The following is a 13,735-nucleotide window of genomic DNA, read 5'->3' on the forward strand; positions in this document are numbered from 1 at the left end:
CCCCGCCCGGCCGACCACCGCCCGGGCCCTCAGTCCGTCCGGTAGGTGCGCGCCGCCTTGGTGGAGAGCCCGCCGAGCTTCCCGGACGGCAGCACCCGGGCCAGCGCCACCGCGGCCTTGTACCGCTTACCCGGCACCGACACCGACCGGCCGCGCCCGAGGTCCCGCAGCGCCTCCTCCACGACCCGCTCGGCCGAGAGCCAGGACCAGGACGGGATGTTGCCGGTGCCCATGCCGGCCCGCTCGTGGAACTCGGTCCGCGTGAAGCCCGGACACAGCGCCATCATCCGCACCCCGCTGCCGCCGAGGTCGCGCAGCACCCCCTGGGTGAAGCTCACCACCCACGCCTTGCTCGCGCCGTACGTGCCGCGGGGCAGGAAGGCCGCCACGGAGGCGACGTTGATGATCGCCCCCCGGCCGCGGTCGCGCATCCCGGGCAGCGCCGCCGCCGTCAGCCGCAGCACCGCCTCCACGTGCACCTTCAGCATGTCCAGCTCGTCCTGGAGCGGGACGGTCAGGAAGGCTCCGCGATTGCCGAAGCCCGCGTTGTTGACGAGGAGGTCCACCGGGCGGGCGGCGTCGGACAGCCGCGCCTCGACGGCGCCGATGCCCTCGTCGGTCGCGAGGTCGGCGGTCAGCACCTCCGTCTCGACGCCGTACGTCCCCTGCAGGTCGGCGGCGGTGCGCTCCAGGCGCTCGGTGTCGCGGGCCACCAGGACGAGCCGGTAGCCGCCGCGGGCGAGCCGGCGCGCGAACGCGGCTCCGATGCCGGCGGTCGCGCCGGTGATCAAGGCTGTGGTCATGCCCCGACCGTACCGACTCGCCGCGACCGGGCCCACACCCAGCGCAACGTCCCTGCTCAGCGGACTGCGGATGCACGGGCCCGGCCCGGCTCGTAGGGTCGGACAGGGGCATCACCCAACCGGGTGATGACATCCGCGCGAGGAGGCATGCCTGATGCTTACTCAGTTCCGGACCGAAACGGCCCCGGTGTCACCCAGCGCGACGCCGACCGAGGCCGTGACACTCGCGAGCCTGATGGTGGAGGACGAGGCCGTCGTGACCGACGCGCCCACGTACCGCCCCGAGGCCCTGGGCGCGGTGCTGCTCCTGCTCTCGCCCAAGGAGCCGAGCCCGAAGCGGCCCGCGGAGCGGCCGAGCCGGTAGGTCCGCCGACCGGTGGATCCACCACCACGGCACCCACGACCTTCCGTAACTCACCTCACTCCCGCAACTCCCGCACCTTCTGTGACCTCTTGTGAGTCCGCACGTTCCCGTGTGGACCGTCGAGCGTCCCGGGCTCCGGAAGGAGGACCAGCACACCATGCCATTCGCCGGGACACCACTGCGCGACGAGTACGCCGCGGCCGTCGAGCGGATGGCCCGCCGGACCCTCGACGCCATCCAAGGCGCCGGGGGTGCGGCCTCGCTCACGGAGCCGGACGGGCTGCTCGCCTCCTTGCTGACCGACCCGGACGGCTCCGTGCCCCGGCCCGTACTCGCGGCGGCGCGCGTGCTCGGACCGGACTTGTTCGCCCCTCAACTCCTCGACTCCCGCGCTCGCTTGGACGACGCGGCGGCTCGGCTGCTGGCGGAGGCCCGACGGGTCTTCCCGGCCGGCGACTCACCCCCGGCCGGCGACTCGCCCTCGGTCGCCGACGACTCTCGCCCCGCCGCCGATGACGCGAACCACCTCGTGATCGCCTGGCAGGACTGGGCGGCCTCCGCACTGCTCGCGCGCACGCCGTACGGCGGCGAGGCCGCCCCGCCTCCTGCCGCCGTGCCGCGACCGGGCCCCCGACCGGGCTCGCCCCCGGACCCGGGCGACTGGCAGGGGTGGTCCGTCCGCATGGCGCAGTTGTCCGTGCTCGCCCTGCCCGGCCTCGACGGGCCCGTTCACGAAGTCGCCCGCACCCACACCCTCGGCCTCGCGCGCGGCACCGCCCGCTCGATGCTGCGCCGGGACCTCCGCACGGCCACCCGGCTCGCCCGCTGGCTCGCGTGGGCGCGGGCCGAGGGCCGTCCGCTGCGGCTGGAGGTCGGGCCCGTGCTTGACCGGATCCGCCTGACCGGCGACGGAAGCGCCCGTACGCTCCTCGAACTCGCCATCGCCGAGCGCCTGTTGAAAGGACCGGCGGAGCCGGGCAGCCAGAGGACGGCACCATGAGGACGGCACCATGACGGCCGACACGCGCGTGCTCGCCACCGCGCAGCGCCTCGGTTCGCGCGCACTGGACTGGTTGGACGCCGGCCGCCGCAACGGGTTCAACAGGCTCCCCGACAACACCGTCGTCGACCTCGCCAACCCCAACGACACCTACAAACCACTCGGCGAACTCGCCCTCGCCGCCTCACTCGTGCTGCGCGACGGCGTCACCGGCCCCGGCGACACCCGCACCGCGCGCGACCTCCTCGACTTCGCCTGGGAGCAAGTGCGCGAGGGCGACCTCCTGTACGAACGGCAGCTGCGTCACCTCACGATGACCGACCCCCTGGAGACGTACGCCCACTTCGCGCGCGCCGGCTTCCGGCACGGCGCGATGGAGGAACTCCTCGACTCACTCGGCCGGTTGCGCGCGGTCCACGCCGTCGAAGTCGAACCCAACCGGCGGCTGGCCGTCGCCAACGCCCGCCGGATCGTCGGACTCGCCGACCGGCCGGACTGGCCGGCGCTCGCCGCCGCCACCTGGCTCGGCGCCACACCGGAGCCGTGGGCCGTCGACTGGATGACCGCCTACCGGATCACCCACACCGTCTTCCACCTGACCGACTGGGGCGCCCGCCCGGACGGCCTGGCGGAACCGGTGCACGCCTACGTGCGCGACTGGCTGCCCGTCTGGCTCGACGTCTGGCTGGAGATCGGGCAGTGGGACCTCGCGGCCGAACTGCTCGCCGTCGACGCGTGCATCGGCGAGCCGGCCACCGGACGGCAGGGCTGGGAGGCCCTGGCCACCGCGCAGCACGCGGACGGGCTGCTGCCGCGCGACTCCGAACCGGTCGACGAGGACCCGGAGCAAGCCTTCCGGGACCACCAACACACCGCCGTGGTGGGGGTGGTGGCCGCCACCGTCACGCTGTCCCGGGCCCTCGGCGGCACGCCGGTGGCGACGTGAGCGGGGCGGACGGGAAGCTCCCTACCCTGGTCGAGGCGGCCGCCCCGTCGGCCACCGCCGTCACACTGGCCATGGCACAAGGGAATTCGACGGATGTGAGGTGCCATGGGCGGATCGGGCGGTCCCCGAGCGCGCCGGACTGCACACCCGACACCGTCTTTGAGATCGGCTCTGTCACGAAGACGTTCACCGCGCTGCTGCTGGCCACGATGGCCGCGCGCGGAGAACTGTCGCTGGACGACCCGCTGGAGCTCCATCTCCCGGGCTCCTGGGCGCCGTTGACCGTACGCTCGGGCGGGCCGATCCGACTCCTCCACCTGGCCACTCACACCTCGGGCCTCAACCGCCTGCCGCCCGGCCTGCTCACGGGGGCCGTCCGGGCCTGGTACAGCAATCCCTACGGTGCTTTCGGGGAGTCGGAGTTGAGGGAGGCGATAGCCCGAACCACCGTTCGGGGAAGGCCTGGTACCCGGTACGGGTACTCCAACTACGGGGTGGCGCTGCTCGGCCGTCTCCTCGCCGAGACGGGCGGGGCTCCGTACGCCGAACTCCTCTCCGAACGGATCGGGCGACCCCTGGGTCTGCGGTCGCTGACCTGTGCGCCGGACGCCCCGGACCGTGCCATCGGACACCGGCGCGGCCGGGCGCTGCCACCCTGGCGGATGCCCGGACTTCCGGGCGCGGGCGCGGTCCGGGCGAGCGGCGCGGACCTGCTGCGCTTCCTGCGGGCGCACGTCGGCACATGGCGGGGCGAGGCGGGCGAGGAACTGGGCGCCGCCCTGCGGGAGGTGCAGCTCCCCCGGCTGCGTCTGCCGAGGTCCGGCGACGAGGTGTGCCTGGTGTGGAACCACCGCCGAGCGGGCGACCGGGACCTGTTCTTCCACTCCGGCGCCACGCGCGGCTTCACCGCGTTCGTCGGCTTCTCTCCCCAGACGGAGACAGCCGTCGCCACCCTTGCCAACACCGGACCGACGATGGACGGGCGGTTCCTGCGGGCGGGGTACGAGGTGTTGACGGAGGTGGCGGGGAACAACTGACAGCTGACAGATAACAGATTTCGAAATCTGTCATCTGTCAGCTGTCAGCAGGCGACTTCCACGCCGCTCCCCCGCCCGCTCCGCTCAGGCCGCTACCGCCTTCGCTCTGTCCGCCGCGATGTGCAGGGCGAGCCCGCCGAGGACCGTGCCCATCGCGTAGCGCTGGATGCGCAGCCACGCCGGGCGGCGATTGAGGAACGACGCGATGCTGCCCGCGCTCGCCGCTATGAGCCCGTTGACGGTGACCGCCACGACGATCTGCGTGAGACCGAGCACCAGGCTCTGGGCCGCGACGTGGCCGCGCCCCGGATCCACGAACTGGGGCAGCAGCGACAGGTACATGATGGCGATCTTGGGATTGAGCAGGCAGGTCAGGAAACCCATCCCGAACAGCTTGCGCGGCGAATCGTGCGGCAACTGCTGCGGCGAGAAGACCGGCGCGCCGCCCGGCTTGACGGCCCTCCACGCGAGCCACAGCAGGTACCCGGCCCCGGCGAGCTTGATCGCCGTGTAGAGCGCCGGCACCACCGTGAACACCGCGGCCACGCCCACCGTCACGGCCCCGAGGTAGACCAGGAAGCCGACCGCGACCCCCACCAGCGACACCAGACCGGCCCGGCGGCCCTGGCCGATCGAGCGCGAGACCAGGTAGATCATGTTGGGCCCAGGGGTGAGCACCATGCCCAGCGCGACGGCGGCGATTCCGAGCAAGGCGTGCGGGTCGGCGGCAGAGATGACCAGGTCCATGCGAGGAGGCTAGGCCGCACTCCCAGCTCGATGCAATGATGACTTTGCCCTCGGTGCAATCGAAGCAATCCCACCGAGACCAACCCGACCAACCCCGACCGACCCGACCCGACCGACCCGGAAGGCCGCCGATGGACGACTACCGGCTCATCGCCGACGAGATCGCCACCGCCATCACCGACGGACGGCTGCGCCCCGGGGAACAGCTCCCCACCCAACGCGCCTTCGCCCGCCGCCGCGGCATCGCCGCCTCGACGGCCGGTCGCGCCTACAAGGAACTGGCCCTGCGGGGGCTGACCACCGGCGAGGTCGGCCGCGGCACCTTCGTCCGCGCCGACCAGCGGGCGCCCGGCCCGCACATCCCGCTCGCCGAACCGGCCGGCGCCCCGATCGACCTGGAACTCAACTATCCCGTCGTCCCCGAACAGGCCCTACTCGGCGCCGCCCTTGCGCCGATGCTTCGGGCGGACGCGCTCGACGCCGCACTGCGGCCGGTGGGAGCCGTCGGGACGGTCGCGGCCCGCCACGCGTTCGCCCAGATGGCATCCGGGGTCCACGGTTCGCCGTCGTGGCAGGCATCGCCCGAGGACGTGCTGTTCGCCGGCAGCGGCCGGCAGGCGGTCGCCGGCGCGCTCTCCGCACTCGTGCCGCCCGGCGGCCGGCTCGGCGTCGAAGCGCTGACGTACCCCGTGGTCAAGGCCGTCGCGCAGCGGCTGGGAATCACCCTCATGCCGTTGGCCGTCGACGAGCAGGGCCTCCGGACCGGCGCCGTCACCGCTGCCCACCGGACGGCTCCGCTCAGCGCCGTGTACCTCCAGCCCCGCCTGCAGAACCCGCTCGGCGGGAGCCTCCCACCCGAGCGCCGCACGGCCCTCGCGGACGAGCTGCGCCGTCTCGACCTGCCCGTCGTCGAGGACGCGATCTGGTCGTTCCTGCGGCCCGAACTCACGCCCTTCGCGGCCCTGCTGCCCGAACGCACGATCCTGGTGGACAGCGTCTCCAAGCGCCTGGCCCCGGGCCTGACCACCGGGTTCGCCGTCGTCCCCGCCGCGTTCCGCGACCGGATGGCCGCCGCGTTGCGGTCCGGCGGCTGGACGACCAGCGGATTCGCGCTGGAGGCGGCCGTCCGCTGGGTCGGGAACGGCGCCGTCGCGGCGATCGAGGCGGCGAAGCGCTCGGATGCGACCGCGCGTCAGCTGCTCGCGCGGGAGGTGCTGGCAGGGCAGCACCTGCGCGCGGACCCGTGCTCGTACTACGTGTGGTGGGAACTGCCGGCAGCGTGGCGCGCGGAGACGTTCGTGGCCGCTGCGGCGCGCGAGAGCATCGCGATCACGCCGGCCGCGGCCTTCGCCGTCGACCCCAGGCTCTCACCGTCCGCCGTCCGGGTCGGCCTCGCCTCGCCGCCGGTCCCGGTCCTGACTCGCGCCCTGGAGACGCTGGCCAGGATCGCCCGGAGCACGCCGGAGGAACTGCTGGAGTGAGGGTCGACGGACGACGGCGAACAGCTGACAGATAACAGATTTCGAAATCTGTTATCTGTCAGCTGTCATCTGTTACCCGTCCGCCCGCGCACCGCTGTCCGAGCTGCGCGCCACCGTGTCGGCCGCGCCGCCCGCGCCGACCGCGCGCAGGCGGGAGGCGGCGGTCGCGGCCAGCTGCGGGGCCAGCCTGGCCACGTCGCGGGAACCTACGACCGCGATGAGGCTCGGCAGCAACCAGCGGACCGGCTGCATGCCTCGCAGCCAGGCCTGGGCGTAGACGTGCGCGGAGCGCCGGGCGATGCCGGCCACGATCCGGTCCACGGCCGGTTCCAGCGGGTAGGTCTTGTTGGCGGGCCACGGCAGGCGGCCGCGCATCTGCTTGAGGACGGCGTCCTCGTCAGCGCCGCGCACCATGTCCGTGTCGGTCCAGCTCAGGTACCCCACACCCACCTTGACCCCTTGGTGGGCGACCTCCCCGCGGATCGAGTGGGCGAAGGCCTCCACCCCCGACTTGCTCGCGCAGTACGCGCTCATCAGCGGCGACGGCGTCAGGGCGGCCAGCGAGGCGATCTGGAGCAGGTAACCGCCGCTCTCGATGAGCGCCGGGAGGAACGCCCGCGCGGTGGCCACGCTGCCCAGCAGGTTCACCTCGATCACCCGGCTGAACGCCCGGTGGTCGCTGTCCAGCAGCGGTCCGCCGATGGCGATCCCGGCGTTGGCGACGACGGTGTCGATCCGGCCGTAGTGCTCCTTGATCCGCCGGGCGGCGTCGTTCAGAGCGTCCAGGTCGGTGACGTCGACCTCCCACGTCGTCGCGGTCGGCCCGCACTGGGCGGCGACGTCCTTGAGTTCGGCGGGCTCCAGCCCGAGCAGCGCGACCTTCGCTCCGCGGCGCGCGAGCTTGCGCGCGAGCGACGCGCCGACGCCCCGGGCAGCCCCCGTGACGACGACGACCTGGGCGGACAGCGGTGGGATGGCGTTCATGCGACGACACTCCTCTCGGAGTCGGAGTCGGAATCATCGGGATCGGAGACAGAAAAAACGGGCGCGGAACCGCCGACGGGGCCGCCGTCCGCGGTCAGGTGGGCCGCGGCCATGCGATGGATCTCGGCCGCGACCTCGACCGGCCGCTCCAGCGGCGACATGTGGCCGACCCCGGGCAACAGCAACAGCCCCTGCGGGTCGCTGAGTTCGGCGACCATGCGGTGGGCGTGGACCGGTGGCGTCAACCGGTCCGCGGTGCCGGCGATGACCGACGTCGGCGCGGCGAGGCGGCCGAGACCGGCGAGGACGTCCAGCCGTCCGAGGACACCCGCCCAGCGCGCACGGACGGTGGTCGGGCAGGCGTGCACGATCCGGGCCGTCGCCTCGACCCGGCCCGCGGGCGAATCCGGGCCCATCGTCGCGAACTTGAGCGCGGCGCGGCTCACCGGCGAAACCGGCCCGAGCGGCATCCGGGAGTGGAGCAAACGGCCGTGCAGGAAGCGACGCAGCCCGGCCGGGCGGAACGACTCGGGCAGGACGGCGAGTTCGTCGAGCAGTCGCCCCGGGCCGGTGGAGACGAGCACGGCGGCGGCGGTGCGGTCGGCGACCTCGGCCCGTCCACCGGCGGCCATGATGGTCATCCCGCCCATGCTGTGGCCGGCGAGGACGGCCCGTTCCCCCGCCGGTACGGTCCGGGCGAGCACGGCGGCCAGGTCGTCGGCGAGCGCCCGGGTGGAGTAGCGGGCGGCGCTCGGCGGGATCTCGCTGTGCCCGTGACCGCGCTGGTCGTAGGCCACGAGCCGGTACCGGTCGGAGAGTTGGCGGATCACCGGCGCCCAGAAGGCGGTGGAGCAGGTCCAGCCGTGGGCGAGCACGATGGTCGGCGCCCCGGGCTGGCCGTGGATCTCGACGTGCAGGCGCAGCCCGTCGGCGGAGCGGACGGCCAACTCCTCGACGGGTGCGGGCGGTACGCAGTCAGGAGAGAGCTGCGGACTCATGCCGACACCCCCTGGGCACTCGGGGCCTGTGCCGGGCCGGATGCAGTGGCCGGCGTCTTGCGCATGATGAGCTCGTACTCGCCGAGGTCGACCTTGCGGGTGGCGCGGCGGAAGGCGGTGGTGGAACCGGGCCACAGCACGGTGTTCTTGCCGTTGTGGTCCTGGTACCAGCTGCGGCAGCCGCCGGTGGACCAGACGGTGCGGTCCATCCGGTGCTGGAGTTCGAGGTTCCACTGGCGCTGGGCGCGGACGGTCGGCTGCATGGCGGCGGCGCCGATCGAGCCGAGCGTGGTGAGGGCGTCGACGACGTAGTTCAGCTGCGACTCGATCATGAGGATCATCGAGCTGTTGCCGAGGCCGGTGTTGGGACCGATCACGAAGAAGAGGTTCGGGAAGCCGTGCACGGTCGAGCCGCGCAGCGCCTCCATGCCGTCCTTCCATTCCTCGGCCAGGCTGGTGCCGTTGGCGCCGAACACCCGTGCGCCGATGGGCATGTCGGTGACGTGGAAGCCGGTGCCGAAGACGATGGCGTCCGCCTCGTGCTCGCTGCCGTCGGCCGCGACCAGGGTGGAGCCGCGGACTTCGCGCAGGCCGGAGGCGACGACCTCGGTGTTGGCAGCGGCGAGCGCCGGGTAGTACGTGTTGCTGAGCAGGATGCGCTTGCAGCCGATCCGGTAGTCCGGCGTGAGCTTGGCGCGCAGCGTGGGGTCGCCGACGCCCTGGGCTATGTGGTGTTCGGCGAGCCGCTGGACGGCGCGCAGCAGGGCGGGGCGGCGGACGAAGGCGTCGACCTGGAGCTCGCGGAGCGCGAAGAGCGTCCCCCTACGGATCTTGCCGGTCACCGGGAAGCGGCCGTGCAGCCACTTCTCCAGCTGGGTGATCTCGCGGTCGCGGCGCGGCAGGACCCAGGCGGGCGTGCGCTGAAAGACCGTCAGTTTGCCGACGCTCGGCTGGATCGACGGGATGATCTGGGCGGCGGAGGCGCCGGTGCCGACCACCGCGACGCGCTTGCCGGAGAGGTCGTAGTCGTGGTCCCAGCGGGAGGAGTGGAACACCTTGCCGGTGAATCCGCCGAGGCCGGGCAGGTCGGGTATCTGCGGGTCCGCGAGCGGGCCGGAGGCCGAGACGATGGCGTCGGCGGTCCACGTGCCGGCCGTGGTGGTGATCCGCCAGCGCGTGTGCTCGCTCTCCCAACGGGCTTCCAGCACCTCGGCGTTGTAGCGCAGGTGGGGGCGGAGCCGGAAGACGGTGGCGACCTTCTCCAGGTAGGCGCGGATGTCGGGCTGACCGGAGAAGCTGCGCGGCCACTCGGGGTTGGGTGCGAAGGAGAAGGAGTAGAGGTGCGAGGGCACGTCGCAGGCGCACCCGGGATAGCTGTTGTCGCGCCACGTGCCACCGACCGAGTCGGCGCGCTCCAGGACGACGAAGTCCGTGATCCCGGCCCGGCGCAGCCGGACGGCGGCGCCCAGGCCCCCGAATCCGGCGCCGACGACCGCCACCCGGACGTGCGGGACGATCTCGGCCGCCTCGGCCGCTTCGGCCTCGGCGGGCGCGACGGCCCCGGGGGCGGCGGACCCGCCGGGTCGGGGGCGCTTGGTGCTGGATGCCATGCGGCGTCCTCCTGAGGGTGGGGGCGGTCGCGTGCTCTCCGCCAAGAGGAACTTCTCCCGGGTGTTCTGCCCGGAATCCCGATAACCACGCCAGCAATCACTGGCATGATTGGCAGAGTAGCCCCTGCCGACAGCACTGGGAAGACGGCCGGCCACCCCGATTCGGGCGGCGGCCACAGCGGACCGTCCTATGCTGATCGCCGTGGACAAGGCCAGAGCTGCTGCGGACGACAGAAAACGCGAGTACCGGGTGGAGGAACTGGCCGAAGCGGCCGGAATCACCACCCGCACACTGCGCTTCTACCGCGAGCGCAAACTGCTCCAACCGCCGCGCAGGGAGGGCCGGATCGCCTGGTACGGCGAGGAGCACCTCGCCCGCCTGCGCATGATCGGCGAACTGCTCGAACGCGGCCACACCCTCGGCGGCATCACCGAGCTCATCGGCGCCGGCGAGAGCGGGCGGGACGTCGCCGAGCTGATCGGCCTGGAGGCGGCCATCATCGCGCCCTGGTCGGACGAGACGCCGGTGCGCCTGACCTGGGACGAACTCAAGGACAGCTTCGGCGACCAGCTCACCGAGGAGAACACCGCCGAATCCCTCGCCCAGGGCTACATCACCGTCACCGACGACGGCATCACCCACATCAGCCGCCGCCTGATGGACGCCACGACGGCGCTGGTCGCGGAGGGCGTCCCGCTGTCGGCCGTCCTGGACGCCAGCCGGCGCACCCAGGCGCACGTCGACGCCATCGCCGAGATCTTCATCGACGTCGTCACCGACCACATCCTCGGCGCGCTGTCAGCCGACTCCCCGCTGCCGCCCGGCGAGGCCGCCCGGCTTACCGAGCGCATCCTGCGTGTCCGCCCGCTGGCCCGGACGGTCGTGGACGCCCAGTTCGCCCTCGCGATGGACCGCCGCGTGCACGCCGAGTACGACGAACTGCTGCGCCAGCGGCGGGAGAACGGCACAGAGGACACAGAGGGAACAAAGGGTGACCAGGACGACCGCGGGGACGACCGCGGGGACAGTGGAGAGAACGGCGGCGAGGGTGGCGGCTCCGACGCGTAGCGCGCACGCGTGACGGGCAGGGATTCCCGCGCCCTGCCCGCCCGTTGGCCCGCCACCGGAGGAACCGCCCATGCCCGGACACCTGACCCGCCGCGCCGCCCTCGGTCTCGCCGCCGGACTGACCCCGGGCCTCGCACTCGCCGCATGTGGAGCCAACAGTCCTTCGCCTTACGCGAGTTCGGCCGGAACGCGGACCGTGCGGCACGTCCGCGGCGAGAGCACCGTACCGGCCCGGGCGTCCCGCGTGGTCGTGCTGGACACGGACGCGCTCGACTCGGCCGTCACCCTCGGCATCGCGCCGGTCGGCGCGACCACCGTCAGCGAGGGCGCGGGCTTCCCCGACTACCTCCCCGGCGACCGGCTCGCGGGCACCAAGGCCGTCGGCACCATCGGCCAGCCCAACCTGGAGGCGATCGCCGCGCTGCGGCCGGACCTCATCCTGAGCAACCAGGTGCGCGACGACAAACGGTACGACCAGCTGTCCAAGATCGCGCCGACGGTGCTGTCCAAGACCACCGGACCGACCTGGAAGGAGAACGCGCGGCTGCACGCCGAGGCGCTGGGCCGACAGGCGGAGGCGGCGACGGCCGAGGCGGCGTACCAGGCGAAGGTGCGCGACGTGGTCACCGCGCTCGGTGGACCCGCCAGGGCCGCAGCCACCAAGGTCGAGATGGCACGCTTCCTCGCGGGCGCGCCGACCAGGCTCTACCTGAACGACACGTTCGTCGGCTCGCTGTTCAAGGACCTCGGGGTCGGTCGGCCCGCCGACCAGGACAAGCCGGGGTTCTCGCTGGAGATCAGCCCCGAGCAGGTCGACCGGGCCGCGGCCGACGTCATCTTCTACTCGGTCTACGGGGACGCGGCGAAGTCCGACCAGCCGAAGATCCTCGACGGCGCGTTGTGGAAGAACCTCGACGCCGTCCGCAACGGCCGGGTGTTCCAGGTGGACGACGGGCTGTGGATGCTCGGCATCGGGTACACGGGCGCCGGGCTGGTCCTCGACCAGATCCGGAAGGACCTCGCGGGCGGCTGACGGCTGACGGCGGACGGGTAACCGGTAACAGATAACAGATGACAGGCGACAGGTAACAGATGATGAAATCTGTCATCTGTTATCCGCCCTCGCCCGCCGCCCCCTTGGCCACTCCTCCAACCACCGATCCCCCACCCCCCGATCCACCGGGTGATCGGACGATTACCGCACCACCGCCATCACCTCTACCGTCTAGGCTCACCCGCAGGTCGCTGTCACCCGGTCGGGCCGGAGACGGGAGGCGGGCGCCCGTACCGGTTCCGCAGAGGAGGCCTGCACCCGTGTCCGTGGCCGTGAACTTCCGCATGGCGACGCAGCTGACGGGCAGCCGGGTGCTGCTGTGGTCGCTGCTCGGCCGGCTGCCGAACGCGATGAGCCCGATCGGCACCCTGTTGCTGGTCAGCCACAACACCGGCAGCGTGTGGTCCGGTTCGCTGGTGGCCGGCGCCCTGGCGGGCGGTCAGGCGATCGGCGGTCCGGTCGTCGGCCGGCTGGCGGACCGGCGCGGGCAGCGCACGGTCGGGCTGGCCGCCGCCCTGGTCAACGCCGCCGCCCTGGTCGCCCTGGTCGCCGCCTCCGAGCACGGCCTCGCGCTCGGCTGGCAGATCGCTCCCGCCGCACTCACCGGCCTGTCCGTCCCGCTGGTCGGCCCGCTGTCACGCAGCCGCTGGGTCCGACTGTCGGCCGGCGAACCGGAGTTGACCTCGGCCGTGCTGGCGCTGGACGGGATCGTCGACGAGGTGAGCTTCACCGCCGGCCCGGCGCTCGTCGGCCTGCTCGCCACCACCGTCTCCCCGTCCGCCGGGATGCTCACCGCGGCGGTGCTGTCCGGCGTCTGTGCCACCCTGTTCGCGCTGCACCCGACCGCCGCGCCCGGCGTTCCCGCCCCGGTCCGCGCCCAATCCCGTTCCGCCGAGCGCCTGTTCAACACCCCGTACGTCCTCCTCATGGCCGGGATGGCCCTGCTGGGCGCCTGCTTCGGCTCGGTCCAGGTCGGCATCACCGCCACCACCGAGGCGCTGGGCCGTCCGGGCGCCGCCGGGCTGCTGTACGGGTTCCTGGGCTGCACCAGTTCGGTCGCGGGCATCGCCACCGCCTCGCTCCCCGCCCGCTGGGGTCTGCCGCCACGTCTGCGGGCGGGCACCGCACTGCTGTTCTCCGCCTCCTGCGTCCTGCTCTTCGCCGACGGGAGCCTCGCGGCGCTCACCGCGGCGGTCGGGCTCCTCGGGGTCGCCGTCGCGCCGCAGATGATCACGATGTTCGGCCTGGTCGAGCGCACGGTGCCGGCCGCCCGTCTCGGCGAGGCGATGGCGGCGCTGGTCAGCGCCCTCATCCTGGCGCAGTCGGCGGGCACCTTCGTCAGCGGCTGGGCGGCCGACCACTTCGCCCCGGGCGCGCCCTTCGCGGTCACGGCCGCAGCCGCGGCGACCGCCCTGGTCCTCACCGCCTGCACCGCGACCGAGCACCGCTTCCGGCGCCGGCACACGGCGCGGCCCACACCCGTTCCCGCGGAGGCCGCGTCGCCCACCGCGTGAAACGGCAGCGGGGGCGCCGGTGGTCACCCCACCGCCGCCCCCACCGGGAACATCGCGTCCCCTCTTGTATCACCGCACCTGCATCACCGCTCCTGCATCACCGCAGGTGCATCACAGCACCGGATCCA

At 73.0% G+C, this 13,735-nt stretch carries 13 protein-coding genes; 8 read left to right on the forward strand and 5 right to left on the reverse strand.

Annotated elements, in window-relative coordinates; translation table 11 throughout:
* Positions 1-29 precede the first annotated feature (29 nt).
* Complete coding sequence (locus PUR71_RS31910; RefSeq protein ID WP_329930655.1) at positions 30-803, reverse strand: SDR family NAD(P)-dependent oxidoreductase; 774 nt, start codon at positions 801-803, stop codon at positions 30-32.
* Positions 804-957: 154 nt separating this feature from the next.
* Here PUR71_RS31910 and PUR71_RS31915 point away from each other — a divergent pair, with 154 nt between their 5' ends.
* From PUR71_RS31915 to PUR71_RS31930, 4 genes are all read left to right on the forward strand, one after another.
* On the forward strand, positions 958-1,167 hold the full coding sequence (locus tag PUR71_RS31915; protein WP_329930656.1) for a hypothetical protein: 210 nt from the start codon (positions 958-960) through the stop codon (positions 1,165-1,167).
* A gap of 157 nt (positions 1,168-1,324) precedes the next feature.
* Positions 1,325-2,167, forward strand: a complete 843-nt coding sequence (locus PUR71_RS31920) for a hypothetical protein (RefSeq protein WP_329930657.1) — start codon at positions 1,325-1,327, stop codon at positions 2,165-2,167.
* Between the two features lie 10 nt (positions 2,168-2,177).
* Positions 2,178-3,113 carry a DUF6895 family protein gene (locus PUR71_RS31925; protein WP_329930658.1) on the forward strand — a complete coding sequence of 312 codons (936 nt, stop codon included), beginning with the start codon at positions 2,178-2,180 and terminating at the stop codon, positions 3,111-3,113.
* 71 nt (positions 3,114-3,184) lie between these two features.
* Positions 3,185-4,150 carry a serine hydrolase domain-containing protein gene (locus PUR71_RS31930; RefSeq protein WP_329930882.1) on the forward strand — a complete coding sequence of 322 codons (966 nt, stop codon included), beginning with the start codon at positions 3,185-3,187 and terminating at the stop codon, positions 4,148-4,150.
* A gap of 84 nt (positions 4,151-4,234) precedes the next feature.
* Here the strand turns inward: PUR71_RS31930 and PUR71_RS31935 are convergent, their stop codons facing one another.
* The gene (locus PUR71_RS31935) at positions 4,235-4,897 is read right to left on the reverse strand and encodes a LysE family translocator (RefSeq protein ID WP_329930659.1); all 663 of its coding nucleotides are present in this window, start codon (positions 4,895-4,897) and stop codon (positions 4,235-4,237) included.
* Positions 4,898-5,028: 131 nt separating this feature from the next.
* On the opposite strand from PUR71_RS31935, the gene PUR71_RS31940 reads away from it, so the two are divergent.
* On the forward strand, positions 5,029-6,378 hold the full coding sequence (locus tag PUR71_RS31940; protein WP_329930660.1) for an aminotransferase-like domain-containing protein: 1,350 nt from the start codon (positions 5,029-5,031) through the stop codon (positions 6,376-6,378).
* 72 nt (positions 6,379-6,450) lie between these two features.
* On the opposite strand, the gene PUR71_RS31945 is transcribed toward PUR71_RS31940, so the two are convergent.
* The 3 genes from PUR71_RS31945 to PUR71_RS31955 are packed head-to-tail and all read right to left on the reverse strand — an operon-like array spanning position 6,451 to position 9,970.
* Entirely contained in the window at positions 6,451-7,362 is a 912-nt protein-coding gene (locus PUR71_RS31945; RefSeq protein ID WP_329930661.1) for an SDR family oxidoreductase, read from the reverse strand.
* Positions 7,359-8,360 carry an alpha/beta fold hydrolase gene (locus PUR71_RS31950; RefSeq protein WP_329930662.1) on the reverse strand — a complete coding sequence of 334 codons (1,002 nt, stop codon included), beginning with the start codon at positions 8,358-8,360 and terminating at the stop codon, positions 7,359-7,361. The genes PUR71_RS31945 and PUR71_RS31950 overlap by 4 nt, the downstream gene beginning before the upstream one ends.
* The gene (locus tag PUR71_RS31955) at positions 8,357-9,970 is read right to left on the reverse strand and encodes a flavin-containing monooxygenase (RefSeq protein ID WP_329930663.1); all 1,614 of its coding nucleotides are present in this window, start codon (positions 9,968-9,970) and stop codon (positions 8,357-8,359) included. Before PUR71_RS31955 ends, PUR71_RS31950 begins: the two co-directional genes overlap by 4 nt.
* Before the next feature lie 190 nt (positions 9,971-10,160).
* Between PUR71_RS31955 and PUR71_RS31960 the strand changes: the two genes are divergently transcribed.
* The 3 genes from PUR71_RS31960 to PUR71_RS31970 all read left to right on the forward strand — a co-directional run bounded on the left by PUR71_RS31960 (position 10,161) and on the right by PUR71_RS31970 (position 13,607).
* Complete coding sequence (locus PUR71_RS31960; RefSeq protein WP_443077639.1) at positions 10,161-11,039, forward strand: MerR family transcriptional regulator; 879 nt, start codon at positions 10,161-10,163, stop codon at positions 11,037-11,039.
* A 70-nt stretch (positions 11,040-11,109) separates the two neighbouring features.
* A complete protein-coding gene (locus PUR71_RS31965) occupies positions 11,110-12,072 on the forward strand; it encodes an ABC transporter substrate-binding protein (RefSeq protein WP_329930665.1) in 963 nt (320 codons plus the stop codon).
* Positions 12,073-12,353: 281 nt separating this feature from the next.
* Positions 12,354-13,607, forward strand: coding sequence for an MFS transporter (locus PUR71_RS31970; RefSeq protein ID WP_329930666.1), 1,254 nt, complete (start codon positions 12,354-12,356; stop codon positions 13,605-13,607).
* Positions 13,608-13,735: the final 128 nt, after the last annotated feature.

Origin of the sequence: Streptomyces sp. SP17BM10 (assembly GCF_036322405.1) — a bacterium.
In the GTDB taxonomy this organism is placed as follows: domain Bacteria; phylum Actinomycetota; class Actinomycetes; order Streptomycetales; family Streptomycetaceae; genus Kitasatospora.

Coding starts and splice junctions, on each gene's coding strand:
- PUR71_RS31910 (WP_329930655.1), bottom strand. CDS start 803: ATGACCACAGCCTTGATCACCGGCGCGACCGCCGGCATCGGAGCCGCG.
- PUR71_RS31915 (WP_329930656.1), top strand. CDS start 958: ATGCTTACTCAGTTCCGGACCGAAACGGCCCCGGTGTCACCCAGCGCG.
- PUR71_RS31920 (WP_329930657.1), top strand. CDS start 1,325: ATGCCATTCGCCGGGACACCACTGCGCGACGAGTACGCCGCGGCCGTC.
- PUR71_RS31925 (WP_329930658.1), top strand. CDS start 2,178: ATGACGGCCGACACGCGCGTGCTCGCCACCGCGCAGCGCCTCGGTTCG.
- PUR71_RS31930 (WP_329930882.1), top strand. CDS start 3,185: ATGGCACAAGGGAATTCGACGGATGTGAGGTGCCATGGGCGGATCGGG.
- PUR71_RS31935 (WP_329930659.1), bottom strand. CDS start 4,897: ATGGACCTGGTCATCTCTGCCGCCGACCCGCACGCCTTGCTCGGAATC.
- PUR71_RS31940 (WP_329930660.1), top strand. CDS start 5,029: ATGGACGACTACCGGCTCATCGCCGACGAGATCGCCACCGCCATCACC.
- PUR71_RS31945 (WP_329930661.1), bottom strand. CDS start 7,362: ATGAACGCCATCCCACCGCTGTCCGCCCAGGTCGTCGTCGTCACGGGG.
- PUR71_RS31950 (WP_329930662.1), bottom strand. CDS start 8,360: ATGAGTCCGCAGCTCTCTCCTGACTGCGTACCGCCCGCACCCGTCGAG.
- PUR71_RS31955 (WP_329930663.1), bottom strand. CDS start 9,970: ATGGCATCCAGCACCAAGCGCCCCCGACCCGGCGGGTCCGCCGCCCCC.
- PUR71_RS31960 (WP_443077639.1), top strand. CDS start 10,161: ATGCTGATCGCCGTGGACAAGGCCAGAGCTGCTGCGGACGACAGAAAA.
- PUR71_RS31965 (WP_329930665.1), top strand. CDS start 11,110: ATGCCCGGACACCTGACCCGCCGCGCCGCCCTCGGTCTCGCCGCCGGA.